General features: G+C 51.0%; 12 protein-coding genes. 6 read left to right on the top strand and 6 right to left on the bottom strand.

What is annotated here, in order from left to right; genetic code table 11:
* Positions 1–27 precede the first annotated feature (27 nt).
* From ACO0LC_RS09120 to ACO0LC_RS09130, 3 genes are all read right to left on the bottom strand, one after another.
* On the bottom strand, positions 28–801 hold the full coding sequence (locus tag ACO0LC_RS09120) for a hypothetical protein (protein ID WP_423002342.1): 774 nt from the start codon (positions 799–801) through the stop codon (positions 28–30).
* Positions 802–858: 57 nt separating this feature from the next.
* On the bottom strand, positions 859–1,440 hold the full coding sequence (locus ACO0LC_RS09125) for a 3'-5' exonuclease (protein ID WP_423002343.1): 582 nt from the start codon (positions 1,438–1,440) through the stop codon (positions 859–861).
* Positions 1,441–1,574: 134 nt separating this feature from the next.
* Positions 1,575–2,486, bottom strand: coding sequence for a LysR family transcriptional regulator (locus ACO0LC_RS09130; RefSeq protein ID WP_423002344.1), 912 nt, complete (start codon positions 2,484–2,486; stop codon positions 1,575–1,577).
* 137 nt (positions 2,487–2,623) lie between these two features.
* Between ACO0LC_RS09130 and ACO0LC_RS09135 the strand changes: the two genes are divergently transcribed.
* Positions 2,624–3,646 (top strand): aldo/keto reductase, encoded by a 1,023-nt coding sequence (locus ACO0LC_RS09135; protein WP_423002345.1) that lies wholly within the window; start codon positions 2,624–2,626, stop codon positions 3,644–3,646.
* 5 nt (positions 3,647–3,651) lie between these two features.
* On the opposite strand, the gene ACO0LC_RS09140 is transcribed toward ACO0LC_RS09135, so the two are convergent.
* The gene (locus ACO0LC_RS09140; RefSeq protein WP_423002346.1) at positions 3,652–3,918 is read right to left on the bottom strand and encodes a hypothetical protein; all 267 of its coding nucleotides are present in this window, start codon (positions 3,916–3,918) and stop codon (positions 3,652–3,654) included.
* 16 nt (positions 3,919–3,934) lie between these two features.
* The gene (locus ACO0LC_RS09145) at positions 3,935–6,418 is read right to left on the bottom strand and encodes an EAL domain-containing protein (RefSeq protein WP_423002347.1); all 2,484 of its coding nucleotides are present in this window, start codon (positions 6,416–6,418) and stop codon (positions 3,935–3,937) included.
* A 363-nt stretch (positions 6,419–6,781) separates the two neighbouring features.
* Here ACO0LC_RS09145 and glyQ point away from each other — a divergent pair, with 363 nt between their 5' ends.
* The 4 genes from glyQ (at position 6,782) to ACO0LC_RS09165 (ending at position 11,301) form a co-directional block, all read left to right on the top strand.
* A complete protein-coding gene (glyQ, locus tag ACO0LC_RS09150; protein WP_423002348.1) occupies positions 6,782–7,729 on the top strand; it encodes a glycine--tRNA ligase subunit alpha in 948 nt (315 codons plus the stop codon).
* A gap of 82 nt (positions 7,730–7,811) precedes the next feature.
* A complete protein-coding gene (gene glyS / locus ACO0LC_RS09155; protein ID WP_423002349.1) occupies positions 7,812–9,896 on the top strand; it encodes a glycine--tRNA ligase subunit beta in 2,085 nt (694 codons plus the stop codon).
* 41 nt (positions 9,897–9,937) lie between these two features.
* The gene (gene gmhB, locus ACO0LC_RS09160) at positions 9,938–10,501 is read left to right on the top strand and encodes a D-glycero-beta-D-manno-heptose 1,7-bisphosphate 7-phosphatase (RefSeq protein WP_162040216.1); all 564 of its coding nucleotides are present in this window, start codon (positions 9,938–9,940) and stop codon (positions 10,499–10,501) included.
* A 53-nt stretch (positions 10,502–10,554) separates the two neighbouring features.
* Positions 10,555–11,301, top strand: coding sequence for a lysophospholipid acyltransferase family protein (locus ACO0LC_RS09165; RefSeq protein WP_423002350.1), 747 nt, complete (start codon positions 10,555–10,557; stop codon positions 11,299–11,301).
* A 6-nt stretch (positions 11,302–11,307) separates the two neighbouring features.
* Here ACO0LC_RS09165 and ACO0LC_RS09170 read toward each other — a convergent pair whose 3' ends face one another.
* On the bottom strand, positions 11,308–12,897 hold the full coding sequence (locus tag ACO0LC_RS09170; RefSeq protein ID WP_423002351.1) for a MutS-related protein: 1,590 nt from the start codon (positions 12,895–12,897) through the stop codon (positions 11,308–11,310).
* Between the two features lie 316 nt (positions 12,898–13,213).
* Here ACO0LC_RS09170 and ACO0LC_RS09175 point away from each other — a divergent pair, with 316 nt between their 5' ends.
* Positions 13,214–14,134 carry a M48 family metallopeptidase gene (locus ACO0LC_RS09175; RefSeq protein ID WP_423002352.1) on the top strand — a complete coding sequence of 307 codons (921 nt, stop codon included), beginning with the start codon at positions 13,214–13,216 and terminating at the stop codon, positions 14,132–14,134.
* The last annotated feature ends 43 nt before the right edge of the window (positions 14,135–14,177 follow it).

Genomic DNA, 14,177 nt, shown 5'->3' on the forward strand with positions numbered 1-14,177 from the left:
TGTTGCATTGCAGCAATACCAAAGATATCAAGATTGCACTTGCAGTGTTTTGACGATGCGCATCTCTCCTTTTTCGCCAGCACCTGAACCACTGTTCTTGCTTTCTTTTTTTGTGATGACGAGACGGTCACCACTCAATCCATAGACCAGCTCTTCCTCGTATTTGCTTTCAAAGCTGATGACTACAAAAGCACGTCCTGAAATAGTCTGATGAAAACGACTGGCCATGGGAGTGCCATCAGCAGAGATCCAGATTTCCAGGCTTCCTTCGAATTTCTTGACGTATTTGCGTTCTTTTTCCGATAGTTTTTCGACTGGAATCTCGAAACTGAGCAAGCGTGCAGGTTTACTGTTGTAGCTGGCATCGGTTTTCTCGCTTTTGAAGATGGCTTTTTCCAGGGCACGCGACAGATTGCCAACAGCAGAAACCATGGGGCGCAATTCGGAAGAATTAACTTCCTTAATGGCGGCGATGGTGGGGGTTTTGGCTTTGGGATCTTTCTCTTTGGCACGCTCTTCTGTTTCCAGGCGCATCAATAAATCTTTGCTGTACAAAAGCTGCAAGCCACGGGGACTGTCTTCCAGACTAATGCTGGCCTGACCATTTTGCTCTTCAAGCTCTTTGCCTTCGCCCTGCCGACTCCAGGTTTTTGCATCCACCAGGGCTTTCACCGGTGTCTGTCCAGGTAAGCGCGCCAGAGCGGCTTTCAAATCTGCCAGGCCATCGGCTTGCACAGCCTGGTTAAACAGGCTGAAGCAAACCCCTGCAAAGAGTAACAGCGCGTTCTTTTTGGCCAGCATACATCGCCTATCAGCTTAGCTATCGTGAGCGATCTGACCCTGGAAGCAGCGTAAAGTTCAGCCCTGTTTCAGTGATAGCCACTTCCTGTAGACCAGCAATGCCACTTGCGCATCATTGGCGGCATACATGATTTGCCTGTCATTCAATGCTGGCACGGCCCAGTTGGAGGTAGAGGTTTTCTTGGATTTTTGCAGCTGCATGCCAAAATACTTGGCGACCGCCGCTTTTGCTCCCATGTCACGCTGCTTGCTTTCACGCATGGCGCGGGCCAAATCAAGTACATGCTGTGGCGAGATGCTTAGTTTGATTTTCAGGCGCTTCATGTCATCACTAAGTCCAAAACCAACCTTGAGTATGTCTTTCGATTCCAGCAAGGCTTTCACGGCATCGGTATTTTGCACCTTGACTGTAGGAAACAGATAAGCCTTGTTGTCGGTTGCGAGCTGGATAAGATGCGGGCCATCGGATTGCTGGCCTTTGAAGAATACTGGCTTGGATTCTGTATCAAAACCCAAAATATCGGCTGCCTGCATCTCTGCATAGGCTTGCTCTGCGTCTGCTGGCGTCTGTACCAGCAGTATGTCTTTTTCCTGGATACCAGGATAAGGGGGGAGGAGAACTTCCTGATCTTCTGTCATGACAGCATGATAAGGGAAACAGGGTGGATATGTCAGGTGTTGACTTGCTAGCTTAGCTTGTGTGAGGTCAAAAACAGTGAAAATAAGCCACAAACTGCAAGCCAGCCTGATAAACGATATATTTTTAATATTATTTAGGCCTTGAATTTGTCTGCATGCGTTTCCATGAGCTCAGTCAGCCATTCTACAAATACCCTGACCCTGGGCGATAACTGCCGATGATGGGGGTAGAGTATTGATACCGGCATAGGCGGCGGCCGCATCTCCGATAAAACCTCCTGCATGCTACCTGCCGCCAGTTGGGCAGCGACATGGAAGCGCGGCAGTTGTATCAGGCCATAACCCGCTTCAGCGCCTGCGACGTAGGCATCAACGTCATTGACCGCCAGTTGCCCCTTTAATGGCAATGTCTGGGTTTTTCCATCCATGACAAATTCAAAGTCCATATTCCGCCCTGTCTGTGATGAGAAATAATTCACGGCCAGATGGGCAGGCAAATCGTCCAGCGTACTGGGCACGCCATGTTTTTGCAGGTAAGCGCTGCTGGCACAGGTAATTTGCGTCATCGATGCTACCCGTCTGGCGATCATGCTGGAATCGCGCAACTCACCACCACGCAAGACGCAATCAACACCTTCCCGCACCAGATCAACCAGGCGGTCACTCATACCAACTTCGAGTTCTATCAAAGGGTATTTGGCACTAAAGCCTGGCAGGGCCGGAACCACGAAAGATTTGCCCAGTGAGCCTTGCAAATTAATCCTGAGCTTGCCACGCGGATTGAGCAAGCTATGGCTGAATGCTGATTCAGTTTCTTCCAGATCAGCCAACAGGCGCACGCAGCGCTGGTAATAGGCATCGCCATCAGCAGTGGTGTTGACCTGGCGTGTAGTTCTTTGCAAGAGACGCGTGCCCAGATGGGTTTCCAGTTGCTTGATACTCAAGGTCACGCTGGCTCTGGGCATTTGCAATTGCTCAGCAGCACGAGTGAAGCTGCTTTGCTCAACCACGGCAATAAAGACTTGCATAGCCTGGAATTTGTCCATAGTCTAAGTCCACCTCATTGTTTAGATTTTTTGCATAGTTAAAGCAATTTTAGCGTATTTATCTATAAATTCTAACTAACTACAATAGCCACATCTTCAGCAAACCCGCTGAGGCAACAATGAAAAGGAGTTTCAGCATGGCACAGAACAAAATCGCAATACGTCAATTGGGCAAGCAAGGCCCGGCAGTTTCAGCACTGGGTTTGGGTTGCATGGGCATGTCGGATTTATATGGTCCGGCTGACCATGGTGAAAGCATCGCCACTATCCACGCGGCACTGGATGCCGGGATAGACTTGCTCGACACGGGTGATTTTTATGGCATGGGCCATAATGAATTACTGATACAGGAAGCCCTGCAAAACCTGCCGCGTGAAAAGGTCAAGATCAGCGTCAAATTCGGCGCTTTGCGCGACCCGGCAGGCAACTGGATAGGCATGGATGGCAGACCGGCAGCCGTCAAGAACGCCCTGGCTTATAGCCTGAAACGCCTGGGTACTGATCACATTGATGTCTATCGCCTGGCGCGCATAGACCCGCAAGTACCGGTAGAAGACACCATAGGTGCGATTGCCGACATGGTGAAAGCCGGTTATGTACGCCACATCGGTATGTCAGAAGCTGGTGCGACCAGCTTGCGCCGTGCGGCGGCAGTGCATGCCATCAGTGATTTGCAGATAGAGTATTCGCTGTTTTCACGCGGCATAGAAGCTGAGATTTTGCCAGTCTGCCGCGAACTGGGCATAGGCATCACAGCCTACGGGGTATTGTCACGTGGTTTGCTTAGCGGCCACTGGAGTACTGAACGCAATGCAGGCACCAAAGACTTCCGCAGCATCAGCCCACGCTTCCAGGATGGCAATCTGGAACGCAACCTGGCTCTGGTAGAAGCCTTGCGCGGCATCGCCAGCAGCAAGGGCATCAGCGTGGCGCAGGCGGCAATAGCCTGGGTACTGGCGCAAGGTGAGGATATCATTCCTTTGGTAGGCGCGCGCCGTCGTGACCGCTTGACAGAAGCCCTGGGTGCACTTGATGTGAAGCTGGATGCCACAGATTTGCAGGCAATAGCTGCTGCGGTGCCCAGCGATGCAGTAGCGGGGAACCGCTACAATGATCACGCCATGGCTTTACTCGATAGCGAACATGCACCAAATCATTAATCCGTTCAGCTCTTATCGGTGACATCTGCAAGCTGACCCGTTTGCTCAGTTTTCAGTGGGTCAACCCGGCGGCGGCGCGGTCTGCCACTGGGCGGCGGCTCTATGATAATGGCTTGACCATCGGGCAGGGAAATCGCCAGCTTTTCCTGTCCATCATGTTTGAAATGATAGACAGTCGCCGCACCAACGGCGGCTGATTTTTCCAGCGTTGCTGCCATCAGCAATTCCGGGATTTCGCTGACCTTGCCGGTGCGCCAGAGCAGCTTGTTCATGGTTTTACTCATCGCCTTATTCATTGATGTGCTCACGATAGCGGGTAGCAAAGCCTGCTGCATCCATGGGACGTCCAAAATAATAACCCTGTACTTGGCTACAACCCATTTTGCGCAAGAGATCAGCCTGCTCTTTCTTTTCCACCCCTTCTGCAACCACACTCAGACTCAGGCTCAAAGCCATGGCGATGATGGCGCTGGCTATTGCTGCATCATCAGGGTTTTCATGGATGTCATTGATGAAGGATTTATCTATCTTGAGTTCATCAATGGGGAAGCGCCGCAAGTAAGAGAGGCTGGAATAACCCGTACCAAAATCATCCAGCGATATCGATACCCCCAATTTTTTCAAGGCCCGCAATGCCACCAGGGTGCTGTTGACGTCCTGCATGACCATGCTCTCAGTCAGCTCCAGGGTGACATGGGATGGGTCAGCACCCGTCTCGGCAAAAATGGCGGCGACACGGTCAGACAAATCCTCTTGCCGGAACTGGCGGGGCGACATATTGATGGCGATTTTCAAATCACCCATGCCAGAATTTTTCCAGCTGACTTGCTGGCGACAGGCCTCAGCCAGCACCCATTCACCCAGAGGCAGGATGAGCCCGGTTTCTTCTGCCAGCGGGATGAACTCTATGGGGTGTATCAAGCCTATCTGTGGATGATGCCAGCGCACCAGTGCTTCTGCGCCGACTATATGGCCAGTAGCGAGTTCTATCTTGGGTTGGTAGTGCAGGGTCAACTCGTGCCGCTCCAGCGCACGGCGCAATGCACCTTCCATATTCAGGCGGCTGATGGCAGTGACGCCCATCTCGGGAATAAACTGGCGCACGCTATTGCGACCATGCTCCTTGACGCGGTACATAGCGATGTCGGCATAGCGCAGCAAAATCTCGCCATGATCACCATCACGCGGGTAAAGCGAAATACCTATACTGGCCGTGACAAACACATCATGACCATTGATTTCAAACGGGCGCGCCAGGGCTGACAGGATTTTTTCAGCGACGATATCAACATCGCCCGTCTCGGGCAAATCAGTCAGGATGATGACGAACTCATCACCACCCAGACGCGCCACCGTATCGGTTTCCCTTACACAATGACTGAGCCGATTGGCTACCTGCTTCAGCATTTCATCGCCAGCACCATGGCCAGAGGCATCATTGATGAGCTTGAAATGATCGAGATCGAGCAACATTAAACCCACCGACAAATCCTGGCGCTTGGCCCAGGCAATGGCCTGGGTGATGCGGTCATTCAGTAAATTGCGATTGGCCAGACCGGTCAGGCTGTCATGGGTGGCCTGGTATTCCAGCTCTTTCTGGTAATTGACACGCTCACTGACATCGTTGATGACGCTGACAAAATGCGTAGTGGCAGCGCCCGTCGCATCCTTGACGGGTGAGATATGCAATTCATTCCAGAATTGCGTGCCATCCTTGCGATAATTGCGGAGTAGCGCGCAGCCTGCTCTTTTTTCCCGCAGGGCCGTGCGTATTTCTTGCAAATCTGGCTGCGCCAGGTCTTCCCTGACCAGGAAACGCCCTTCCCTGCCTATGACTTCCTGTGCAGTGTAACCGGTGATGCGCTCAAATGCCGGGTTCACATAGACGATGGAATGATCGCTGTCATCACTACGGGTAATCATGATGCCATTGCTGCTTGAGACCAAAGCCTGCTCACGCAAGAGCAAGGCTTGTTCGACTTCTTTTAACTGGAATTTGCTGTCGGTAATATCTTGTTTGACCGCCATCAGATGAGTGATGTGCCCATCTGCATTACACAGCGGGCTGACCATCTGTCTTTCCCAGTAGGCCGTGCCGTCTTTGCGATGGCTGAGTACATCACCCTGCCAGTGTTCTCCAAGCTTGAGCGCCTTGATGATGCGCATGACTTTTTCATCAGCGGGATCACCAGAATTCCAGAACACATGCTTGCCCAGCACCTCGTTCAGTGTATAGCCAGAAATACGACAAAAGCTGTCATTGCCATATTCGAGTTCACCATCCGCATTGGTGATGACTACTGCAAACGGGCTTTGCTGTACCGACAGTGCCAGCATTTCCATATTATCTTGCAGATCACGCTGCTCATGGCTGCTGCTCATGGCATGGATGGCTTGCGCCAGTTCATTCGCAAAACGGCTCAGTATGTTGTATGCATCACTACTTTCACTGAGATCAAAGTCAGCACCAACCCGTAATTGCGCCAGCGCATAGCCATAACGTTGCAAGGGAAAAACCAGGTATTTTGTCTCTTTTCCAGCCTGTTTATCGGCACGAAAGCGATAAATTTCTGACTTGTCCCCCAAGTCCAGCTCCACCTCGGCACACAAATAGCCAGCACGCTGCACCAGGACACGACAAAAGCCACGCAACATTTCAGGCAATTCTGGCGTGTAGCACAAACAATGGGAAAGCTCCCCCAGCAAGAGATACCACTCTTCCAGCCGATGTGACTCGGCATCCAAAGTCAGGGTCTGGTCAACTATAGCCATTGCTCCGAGGTCTCCCATTCAGCATGCTGTTTTTATTGGCAGGTGGATTTTTATACCGTGTAGCCAAACGAATTGCAACAAAAACCGCCAGAGGCAAGCTGCCTATTTATGCTGCAATTGCGTCACTCAATACAAAACAAATACTTGCAAAAACAATAAGCAACCTCTTGCTTCCCTTCTGATTTTCTCTGTGTCTCGGTGTCTCTGTGTTGAGAGGTCTTAAGCTTTTCCTCATTTCAAACCTCAAAATTAACAAAACAACATCAAGCAAATTAGCCTATCCAGCGCAAAAGCCGTTAAAATCTAAGGTTTGGCAAACTTTATTCATCGCTTCTTCAAGAAGTGACAAAGGCAGATAGCACGATGCTCACATTTCAACAAATTATCCTGACATTACAAGATTACTGGGACAAGCAAGGCTGCGCCCTGCTGCAACCTTACGATATGGAAGTGGGCGCGGGTACTTCGCATACCGGCACTTTCTTGCGCGCCATCGGGCCAGAACCTTGGCGTGCGGCTTATGTACAACCATCACGCCGCCCCAAGGATGGCCGTTATGGTGAAAACCCTAACCGTCTGCAACACTATTATCAATATCAGGTGGTGTTAAAGCCTGCACCGGAAAATATCCTTGACCTTTACCTGGGCTCCTTGAAAGCCCTGGGCCTGGATTTGCAGCAAAACGACATACGCTTTGTTGAAGATGACTGGGAAAACCCTACCCTGGGCGCCTGGGGCCTGGGCTGGGAAGTCTGGCTGAATGGTATGGAAGTCACACAATTCACTTACTTCCAGCAAGTTGGTGGTCTGGATTGCAAACCTATCCTCGGTGAAATCACCTATGGCCTCGAACGTCTGGCCATGTATCTGCAAGGTGTAGATAATATCTATGACCTGGTCTGGACTGAGCGTGAAGAAAACGGCAAGACCGTGCGTCTGTCCTATGGCGATGTATTCCATCAAAATGAAGTTGAGCAATCGACTTTCAGTTTTGAATATTCAAACACCGATTTCCTGTTCTCTTTGTTCAGCAATTACGAAGCAGAAGCCAAGCGCCTGCTGGAAGTGACAGAAAAATCCCTGGCACTGCCTGCTTATGAAATGATCTTGAAGGCTGCGCATACTTTTAACTTGCTGGATGCGCGTGGCGCGATTTCTGTGACTGAGCGTGCTGCCTACATAGGCCGCATACGCAATCTTTCGCGTGCTGTGGCTGCGGCTTACTATGCATCGCGTGAGGCATTGGGCTTCCCCATGTGCGCTGCGGATGACAAGCATAAGCCTGCTCCCGCTGCTGTTACTGCTGCATAAGCTTTGCACAGGCTTTACGCATAGCCCACAAGAACATCATTAAACAGATTCTGGCACAGCGCCGGAACGTAGGATAAGAAACATGAGCCAAACACTGTTAGTAGAATTATTTACCGAAGAGCTGCCACCCAAGGCCCTGGCCAAACTGGGTGAAGCATTTAGCGCCGGTATCGTCGCTGGTCTGAAGTCACGCGATTTTCTCGAAGCCGAGTCCGTAGCGACCAGCTACGCCTCACCACGCCGCCTGGCTGTCAGCATCACCGGTGTACGCTCCACCTCCCCGGACAAGCTGATGCGTGAAAAAGTATTGCCGGTATCCGTGGCACTGGATGCGGCTGGCAATGCGACAGCACCGCTGGGCAAGAAACTGGCTGCACTAGGCTTCCCTGACTTGCAGGTCAGTGACCTGGAACGTGCGCCGGATGGCAAGGCTGAGAGCTTCTTCTACAGCTATACAGCAGCAGGCACTGCCCTGGCACCGGCAGTACAAACTGCGCTGGAAGAAACCATAGGCAAGCTGCCTATTCCTAAAGTCATGAGCTACCAGCGTCCTGATGGCGAAACCGTGCATTTTGTACGCCCGGTACATAAGATCATTGCCCTGCATGGCGCTGACATAGTGCCACTGTCCTTGCTGGGTTTGAACAGTGATCGCATTACCAAGGGCCATCGTTTCCTGTCCGCTGGTGAAGTCAGCATTGCCAAGGCTGAAGACTATGCCGCCAGCCTGAAAACCGAAGGCAAGGTGATTGCCAGCTTCAATGAGCGTAAAGAACAGATACGTGCCGCCCTGTTAGGCAAAGCGGGTGCAGATCAGGTGTTGATGCCTGAATCCCTGCTGGATGAGGTCACTGCCCTGGTCGAATGGCCAGTAGTATATGAATGCAATTTCGAGCAAGAATTCTTGGCTGTGCCGCAAGAATGCCTGATTTTGACCATGCAAACGAATCAGAAATATTTTGCACTGACCGATACATCTGGCAAATTGCGTTCACGCTTTTTGATCGTCTCTAACCTGGAAACCAGCGACCCGCAATACATCATCCAGGGTAATGAGCGCGTTGTGCGCCCGCGCCTCTCGGATGCAAAATTCTTCTTTGAGCAAGACAAGAAAAAGACACTGGAGTCCCGCCTGCCTTTGCTGGCAAATGTGGTGTATCACAATAAACTGGGTAGCCAGGCAGAACGTACGCAACGCGTTAAAACCCTCGCAGGCCAGATTGCTGCCAGCCTGAAAGGTGACGTTGCCCTGGCCGAACGTGCCGCCCTGCTGGCCAAGACCGACTTGCTGACTGACATGGTCGGTGAATTTCCTGAGCTGCAAGGCATCATGGGTACTTACTATGCCCAGCACGATGGCGAACACGCTGATGTGGCCGCCGCCGCGTCTGAACATTATCAGCCACGTTTCGCTGGCGATGCACTGCCTGCGACACTGACAGGTACTGCAGTAGCACTGGCTGACAAGCTGGAAACCCTGGTCGGCATCTGGGGCATAGGCTTGCAACCTACCGGTGACCGCGACCCGTTTGCGCTGCGCCGCCATGCCCTGGGCATCTTGCGCATGCTGGTAGAAAAACGCTTGCCATTGTCACTGAACACCCTGCTGGCACAAGCAGTAGCACTGTTCGCTGGTAATGCCAATTTCGCAGACCCGACAGCCGATGTATTGAACTTCCTGTTTGACCGTCTGCGCGGCCAGTTGCGTGACAAAGGTTTTTCTCAAAATGAAGTTGAAGCTGTGGTTGCCCAGCAACCAGACACACTCGATAGCATCGTTGAACGCCTGCAAGCTGTACAAGCCTTTGCTGCCCTGCCAGAATCAGAAGCACTGGCTGCTGCCAACAAGCGTATTACCAATATCCTCAAAAAAGCCGAGGGTACGCCAGGTGCAGTCCAGCCAGCGCTATTGCAGGAAGCTGCCGAGCAGGCACTGGCCAAGGCAATGGCCGATGTCAAACCTGAAGTGGATGCAGCATTTGCCAAAGGTGACTTCGCCAGCGCATTGAAAACCCTGGCAGCCCTGCGTGCAGCGGTGGACAGCTTCTTTAATGATGTCATGGTGAATGCAGAAGACCTTGCCCTGCGTAATAACCGCCTGGCCTTGCTGGCCAGCCTGCATGGCATGATGAATCAGGTTGCCGACATTTCCAAGCTGGCAGCTTGAGGCAAATTAAAACGAGAGTGCACCACTAACCAGGATTGCAGATGAAACTCATCATCCTTGACCGCGATGGCGTTATCAACCAGGATTCGGACGACTTTATCAAGTCACCCGAAGAATGGAAGCCTATACCAGGTTCGCTGCAAGCCATAGCCCGGCTTAACCAGGCGGGCTATAGGGTAGTGGTGGCGACCAATCAGTCGGGCATAGGCCGCAAGCTGTTTGATATGGCGACGTTAAATGCCATCCATCAAAAGATGCATACAAGTGCTCAACAAGTCGGTGCCACTATCGATGCGATTTTCTTTTGCCCACACATGGCAGATGATAATTGTGACTGCCGCAAACCCAAGCCTGGCATGCTGCAAGAAATTGCCCGTCGCTATGAAGTAAATCTCAAAGGTGTGCATTGTGTCGGGGATTCTTTGCGTGACTTGCAGTCCGGCTTCGTACTGGGTTGCAAACCCCATCTGGTATTGACGGGTAAAGGTACTAAAACCCAGGAAAAAGGTGGCCTGCCACCTGGCACACAAGTTTATGACGATCTGGCAGCTATGGTCGACAAACTGGTGGAAAACTCGCCATCTGAATTTAATATCGCGATCTGAGTCATTGAGCAACATAAAACAAACTCAACCAGCATCGCTGCAATGGAGACTACATGCTTAGCTTTACCCGTTTTGTTCGTTCGCTGATTTTCATACTGGTGATGGCGGTAGTCACTATCGTCTGGGCACCTATCAGCATGCTGTTTGCTTTCTTGCCGTATAACCAGCGCTATTACATTACTGCCCGCTGGAATGTCACCATCATCTGGGCAGCAAAAGTGATATGTGGCATACGTTACCAGACCAGGGGATTTGAAAACTTCCCTGATGGCCCGGCCATCCTGCTGTGCAAACATCAGTCCGCCTGGGAAACCATCTTCCTGCTGATGGCAACACCGCGCCCACTGGTTTTTGTGTTCAAAAAAGAAATTACTTATATCCCCTTCTTTGGCTGGGCCATCTCCATGCTGCGCATGATCCCTATCGACCGCAGCAAGGGCAAGGATGCTTTTGCCCACGTCGTGACACAAGGCCGCAAGCGTCTGGCTGATGGACAATGGATCATCATGTTCCCTGAAGGTACGCGTATCGCCGTTGGAAAAAAAGGCCAGTACAAAGGCGGCGGTGCCCGTCTGGCAGTAGAAACCAATACCCCGGTCGTGCCTATCGCGTTGAACTCTGGTGAATGCTGGCCAAAAAATTCTTTTACCAAATTGCCTGGCACAGTCACTGTCTCCGTCGGCAAGCCTATCCCACCCAACGGCATGAATGCGGTTGAACTCATGCAGGAAGTGGAAAAGTGGATAGAGGCAGAAATGCGTGTGATTTCACCACAGGTTTATCAATCTGAATCCAAGTAAACTCAGTCAAGACAGGGCGCGATTCTCCAGTATTTGTTCGCACTTGTCGGGATGCTTAAGATAGTCACTAAGGTAGTCACTAAGCCAGTCGAAAACCCGACTGGCTTTGTTTTTTATATCGTCGCCAAAACCGTAAATACCCAGCAGACGTATACCATTCGGGTCAGCCAGGACACCTTCATTCAATTGCAATCTGGATAGCTCACCCTGCTCTGCTGTGACACATAATGGTGTCAGATAGGCTACCAGGATAGCTGCCAACACCAAATTATGGGATGAGACGATCACCATGTTTGCACCGGCCAGGCTTTGTAGCACTGCAGCGGCTGCCGAGATGGATTCCTGATGGTTCGTGCCACGGAAAATTTCATCAATGATGAACACAGCCTGCATATCACTTTTCGCGATATCCAATAATTCTTTGGCACGCCTGAGTTCTGCCTGGTACAGACTTTCATTTGAGATCAGAGAGTCTTCACTTTGCATGCTGGAATACACCGCTGCCATTGGGACGCTGGCAGTAACCGCATAACAAAAACCGAAAGCGCGGGCGACGATGAGGTTCAAACCCAGGGTACGCAACAAGGTGCTCTTGCCTATGCCATTTTGCCCGGAAATAAAAGCACCCTTGCCTTCCAGCCTTATATCCAGGGCAGTAGCCTGCGCCAACAAGGGATGCACAACTTGTTGCATGCGCAGTTGCTTCTTGTCTGCCGCAGAGGACCAGCAATATTGTGTAAGCGATTGCAAGTGCCTGGCCAGCGTCAGATCAGCCTCCAGGTTTGCCACGTGCGTGTACACACTGCGTAGGAAGTCCTGATTTTTACGTACAAGAATGCAAGTCTTGAAAAAATGCCTGACATTATCCAGCAAGAGCCAGTCAGTGTATTCCCGCATGCCTGGCATTAGCACCAATTTATGTCTGCGTAATTCAGCAATCATTTTATTTGCTGTTTGACGATCTGCAGCAGGTGCTTGAGCATCCTTTTGAGAATCAAGCAGCAACTCAAAGCTCGTCAACAAGGCTTGCAGCGCTTGCACTTTCTTTGCCCATTGAGTCACCGCATCATGGTAACGCGTCTGCACGGCCAGCAAGATCATCCATATCAGCAAGACAGCTATCCAGGCAGGTGCCAGCGATGTCAGCGCAAGGACGAGCAAGATGCTCATGCTGGCAGGTAACAGCCACATGAATTTATGCCATGCTGCCGGAACCGGGATTGCGTCGGTGAAAATCTGTTCGCTAACTTCTGTTTCCACTCCACGCAAGGGCAGGCAGTGCTGCTGCAAGGTATCCAGCAAGGCCGGGGCAGCCATCAAGTTCTGCAAGCGCTGTTTGCCTTGCTTGTCCTGAGCACCTTCACGCAGCCGTTTATGCAAGATCTGCTGAGCAAAAATACTGCTCGCTGCTGTCAGTTTATCAGCATAGGCATCAAGCAGCATGTCTTTGGCTGTATGCTCATCAATGTGCTTGGCAGCATCCCCTTTGGCAATGCGATACAACATGGCGATATCGCTGCGAGCAAAAGGAAAATCAAGCGGCTGTTCGTACTCAAGACCAGGAATCTTGAAGAACAAGCCTATCTTTTTAGTCATGCTGTTCCATAGCTTTTGCAGCGATATCAGCTTATTCATCAGAGCCTGTTGAGTAGGTGGCGATATATGTTATTGATGTGGGCGATCTCTTGCTCAGGCAAGTTGAGCTAGTTAAAGAAAATTCAAGTGAGCTGCAGTGAATAAAGAAATGGCAATATCGAAAAAACCAGTTTTTGAAGGTAAAAACACGAATTGGCAAAAATAGGTCAAACTAGTGTCATTGCAGCTTGTAAAACCAGACTTTCATACTTTTAATGTCTGGTACAGACTGTGCACAAATCCCACTTGCTATTGAATCAGGATTCCCCAAGCTTAGATGAAGCCCCGCATTCCCTCGATTGGCAAAGCCATACAAATGGCTTTGCAACTGGATTTATTCAGTGATTTTCTGGTGCCGGACAAACTGCGCCCTGCGCCTGTAAAAACACCACTATCAAGCACGCTTAAAGAGACAGTTCAACAAGATGAATTGCGCCCCGCCGCGCCGCCACCGTCTACCTTTGTCAACACCAGCAACAAGCGCCGCATCCTGATACAGGACTATTTGCTCGAATATGATTTGCAGCGCTCGAAACGCCGCAGCATAGGTTTCTTGATCAATGAAGATGGCTTGCGTATCACAGCACCACGCTGGGTGACGATAGCTGATATAGAAACCGCCATACAGGAAAAACAAGCCTGGATCTTGCGCAAACTGACCGAGAGGCGTGAACGTACCCAGCGCAAGCTGGAACCCAAAATGCACTGGCAGGATGGTGCAAAGCTGCCTTATCTGGGTGGTGAAATTACTTTAAGGATTGCGCCTGCCTCTGTCAGCGGTACGCACTTCCAGCATGAACAGTCAGAATTGATTATCAATCTGCCTGCAGATGCTGGCGAACAGCAGTTGAAAGACCGGGTACAAGCCTGGCTGCAGCAGGAAGCCAAACGAATATTCAATGAAAGATTGCCGGTATTCGCTGAAAAACTCAATGTACGTTATCAGAGTATGGCCTTGTCAGCTGCAGCGACACGCTGGGGATCATGCACTTCACAAGGCAAGATCAGGCTGAATTGGCGGCTGATTCATTTCTCGCCCATGATTATTGATTATGTGATTGCGCATGAACTTGCGCATTTGCGTGAGATGAACCACAGCCCGCGGTTTTGGGCGACGGTGCAATCCGTCTTCCCTGACTTTGAAGTGGCACGCCATAGTTTGCGTCAGCATGCCAGTGCAGATTTGCCTGTATTCTGAATCAGTATCAAGGCCGGATTTTTCAAGCTGATAATCCGGCCTC

Source organism: Undibacterium sp. JH2W (genome assembly GCF_049340425.1).
Taxonomy (GTDB): Bacteria; Pseudomonadota; Gammaproteobacteria; order Burkholderiales; family Burkholderiaceae_D; genus Undibacterium.

Coding starts and splice junctions, on each gene's coding strand:
- glyS (WP_423002349.1), top strand. CDS start 7,812: ATGAGCCAAACACTGTTAGTAGAATTATTTACCGAAGAGCTGCCACCC.
- glyQ (WP_423002348.1), top strand. CDS start 6,782: ATGCTCACATTTCAACAAATTATCCTGACATTACAAGATTACTGGGAC.
- ACO0LC_RS09145 (WP_423002347.1), bottom strand. CDS start 6,418: ATGGCTATAGTTGACCAGACCCTGACTTTGGATGCCGAGTCACATCGG.
- gmhB (WP_162040216.1), top strand. CDS start 9,938: ATGAAACTCATCATCCTTGACCGCGATGGCGTTATCAACCAGGATTCG.
- ACO0LC_RS09170 (WP_423002351.1), bottom strand. CDS start 12,897: ATGACTAAAAAGATAGGCTTGTTCTTCAAGATTCCTGGTCTTGAGTAC.
- ACO0LC_RS09120 (WP_423002342.1), bottom strand. CDS start 801: ATGCTGGCCAAAAAGAACGCGCTGTTACTCTTTGCAGGGGTTTGCTTC.
- ACO0LC_RS09130 (WP_423002344.1), bottom strand. CDS start 2,486: ATGGACAAATTCCAGGCTATGCAAGTCTTTATTGCCGTGGTTGAGCAA.
- ACO0LC_RS09165 (WP_423002350.1), top strand. CDS start 10,555: ATGCTTAGCTTTACCCGTTTTGTTCGTTCGCTGATTTTCATACTGGTG.
- ACO0LC_RS09125 (WP_423002343.1), bottom strand. CDS start 1,440: ATGACAGAAGATCAGGAAGTTCTCCTCCCCCCTTATCCTGGTATCCAG.
- ACO0LC_RS09175 (WP_423002352.1), top strand. CDS start 13,214: ATGAAGCCCCGCATTCCCTCGATTGGCAAAGCCATACAAATGGCTTTG.
- ACO0LC_RS09135 (WP_423002345.1), top strand. CDS start 2,624: ATGGCACAGAACAAAATCGCAATACGTCAATTGGGCAAGCAAGGCCCG.
- ACO0LC_RS09140 (WP_423002346.1), bottom strand. CDS start 3,918: ATGAACAAGCTGCTCTGGCGCACCGGCAAGGTCAGCGAAATCCCGGAA.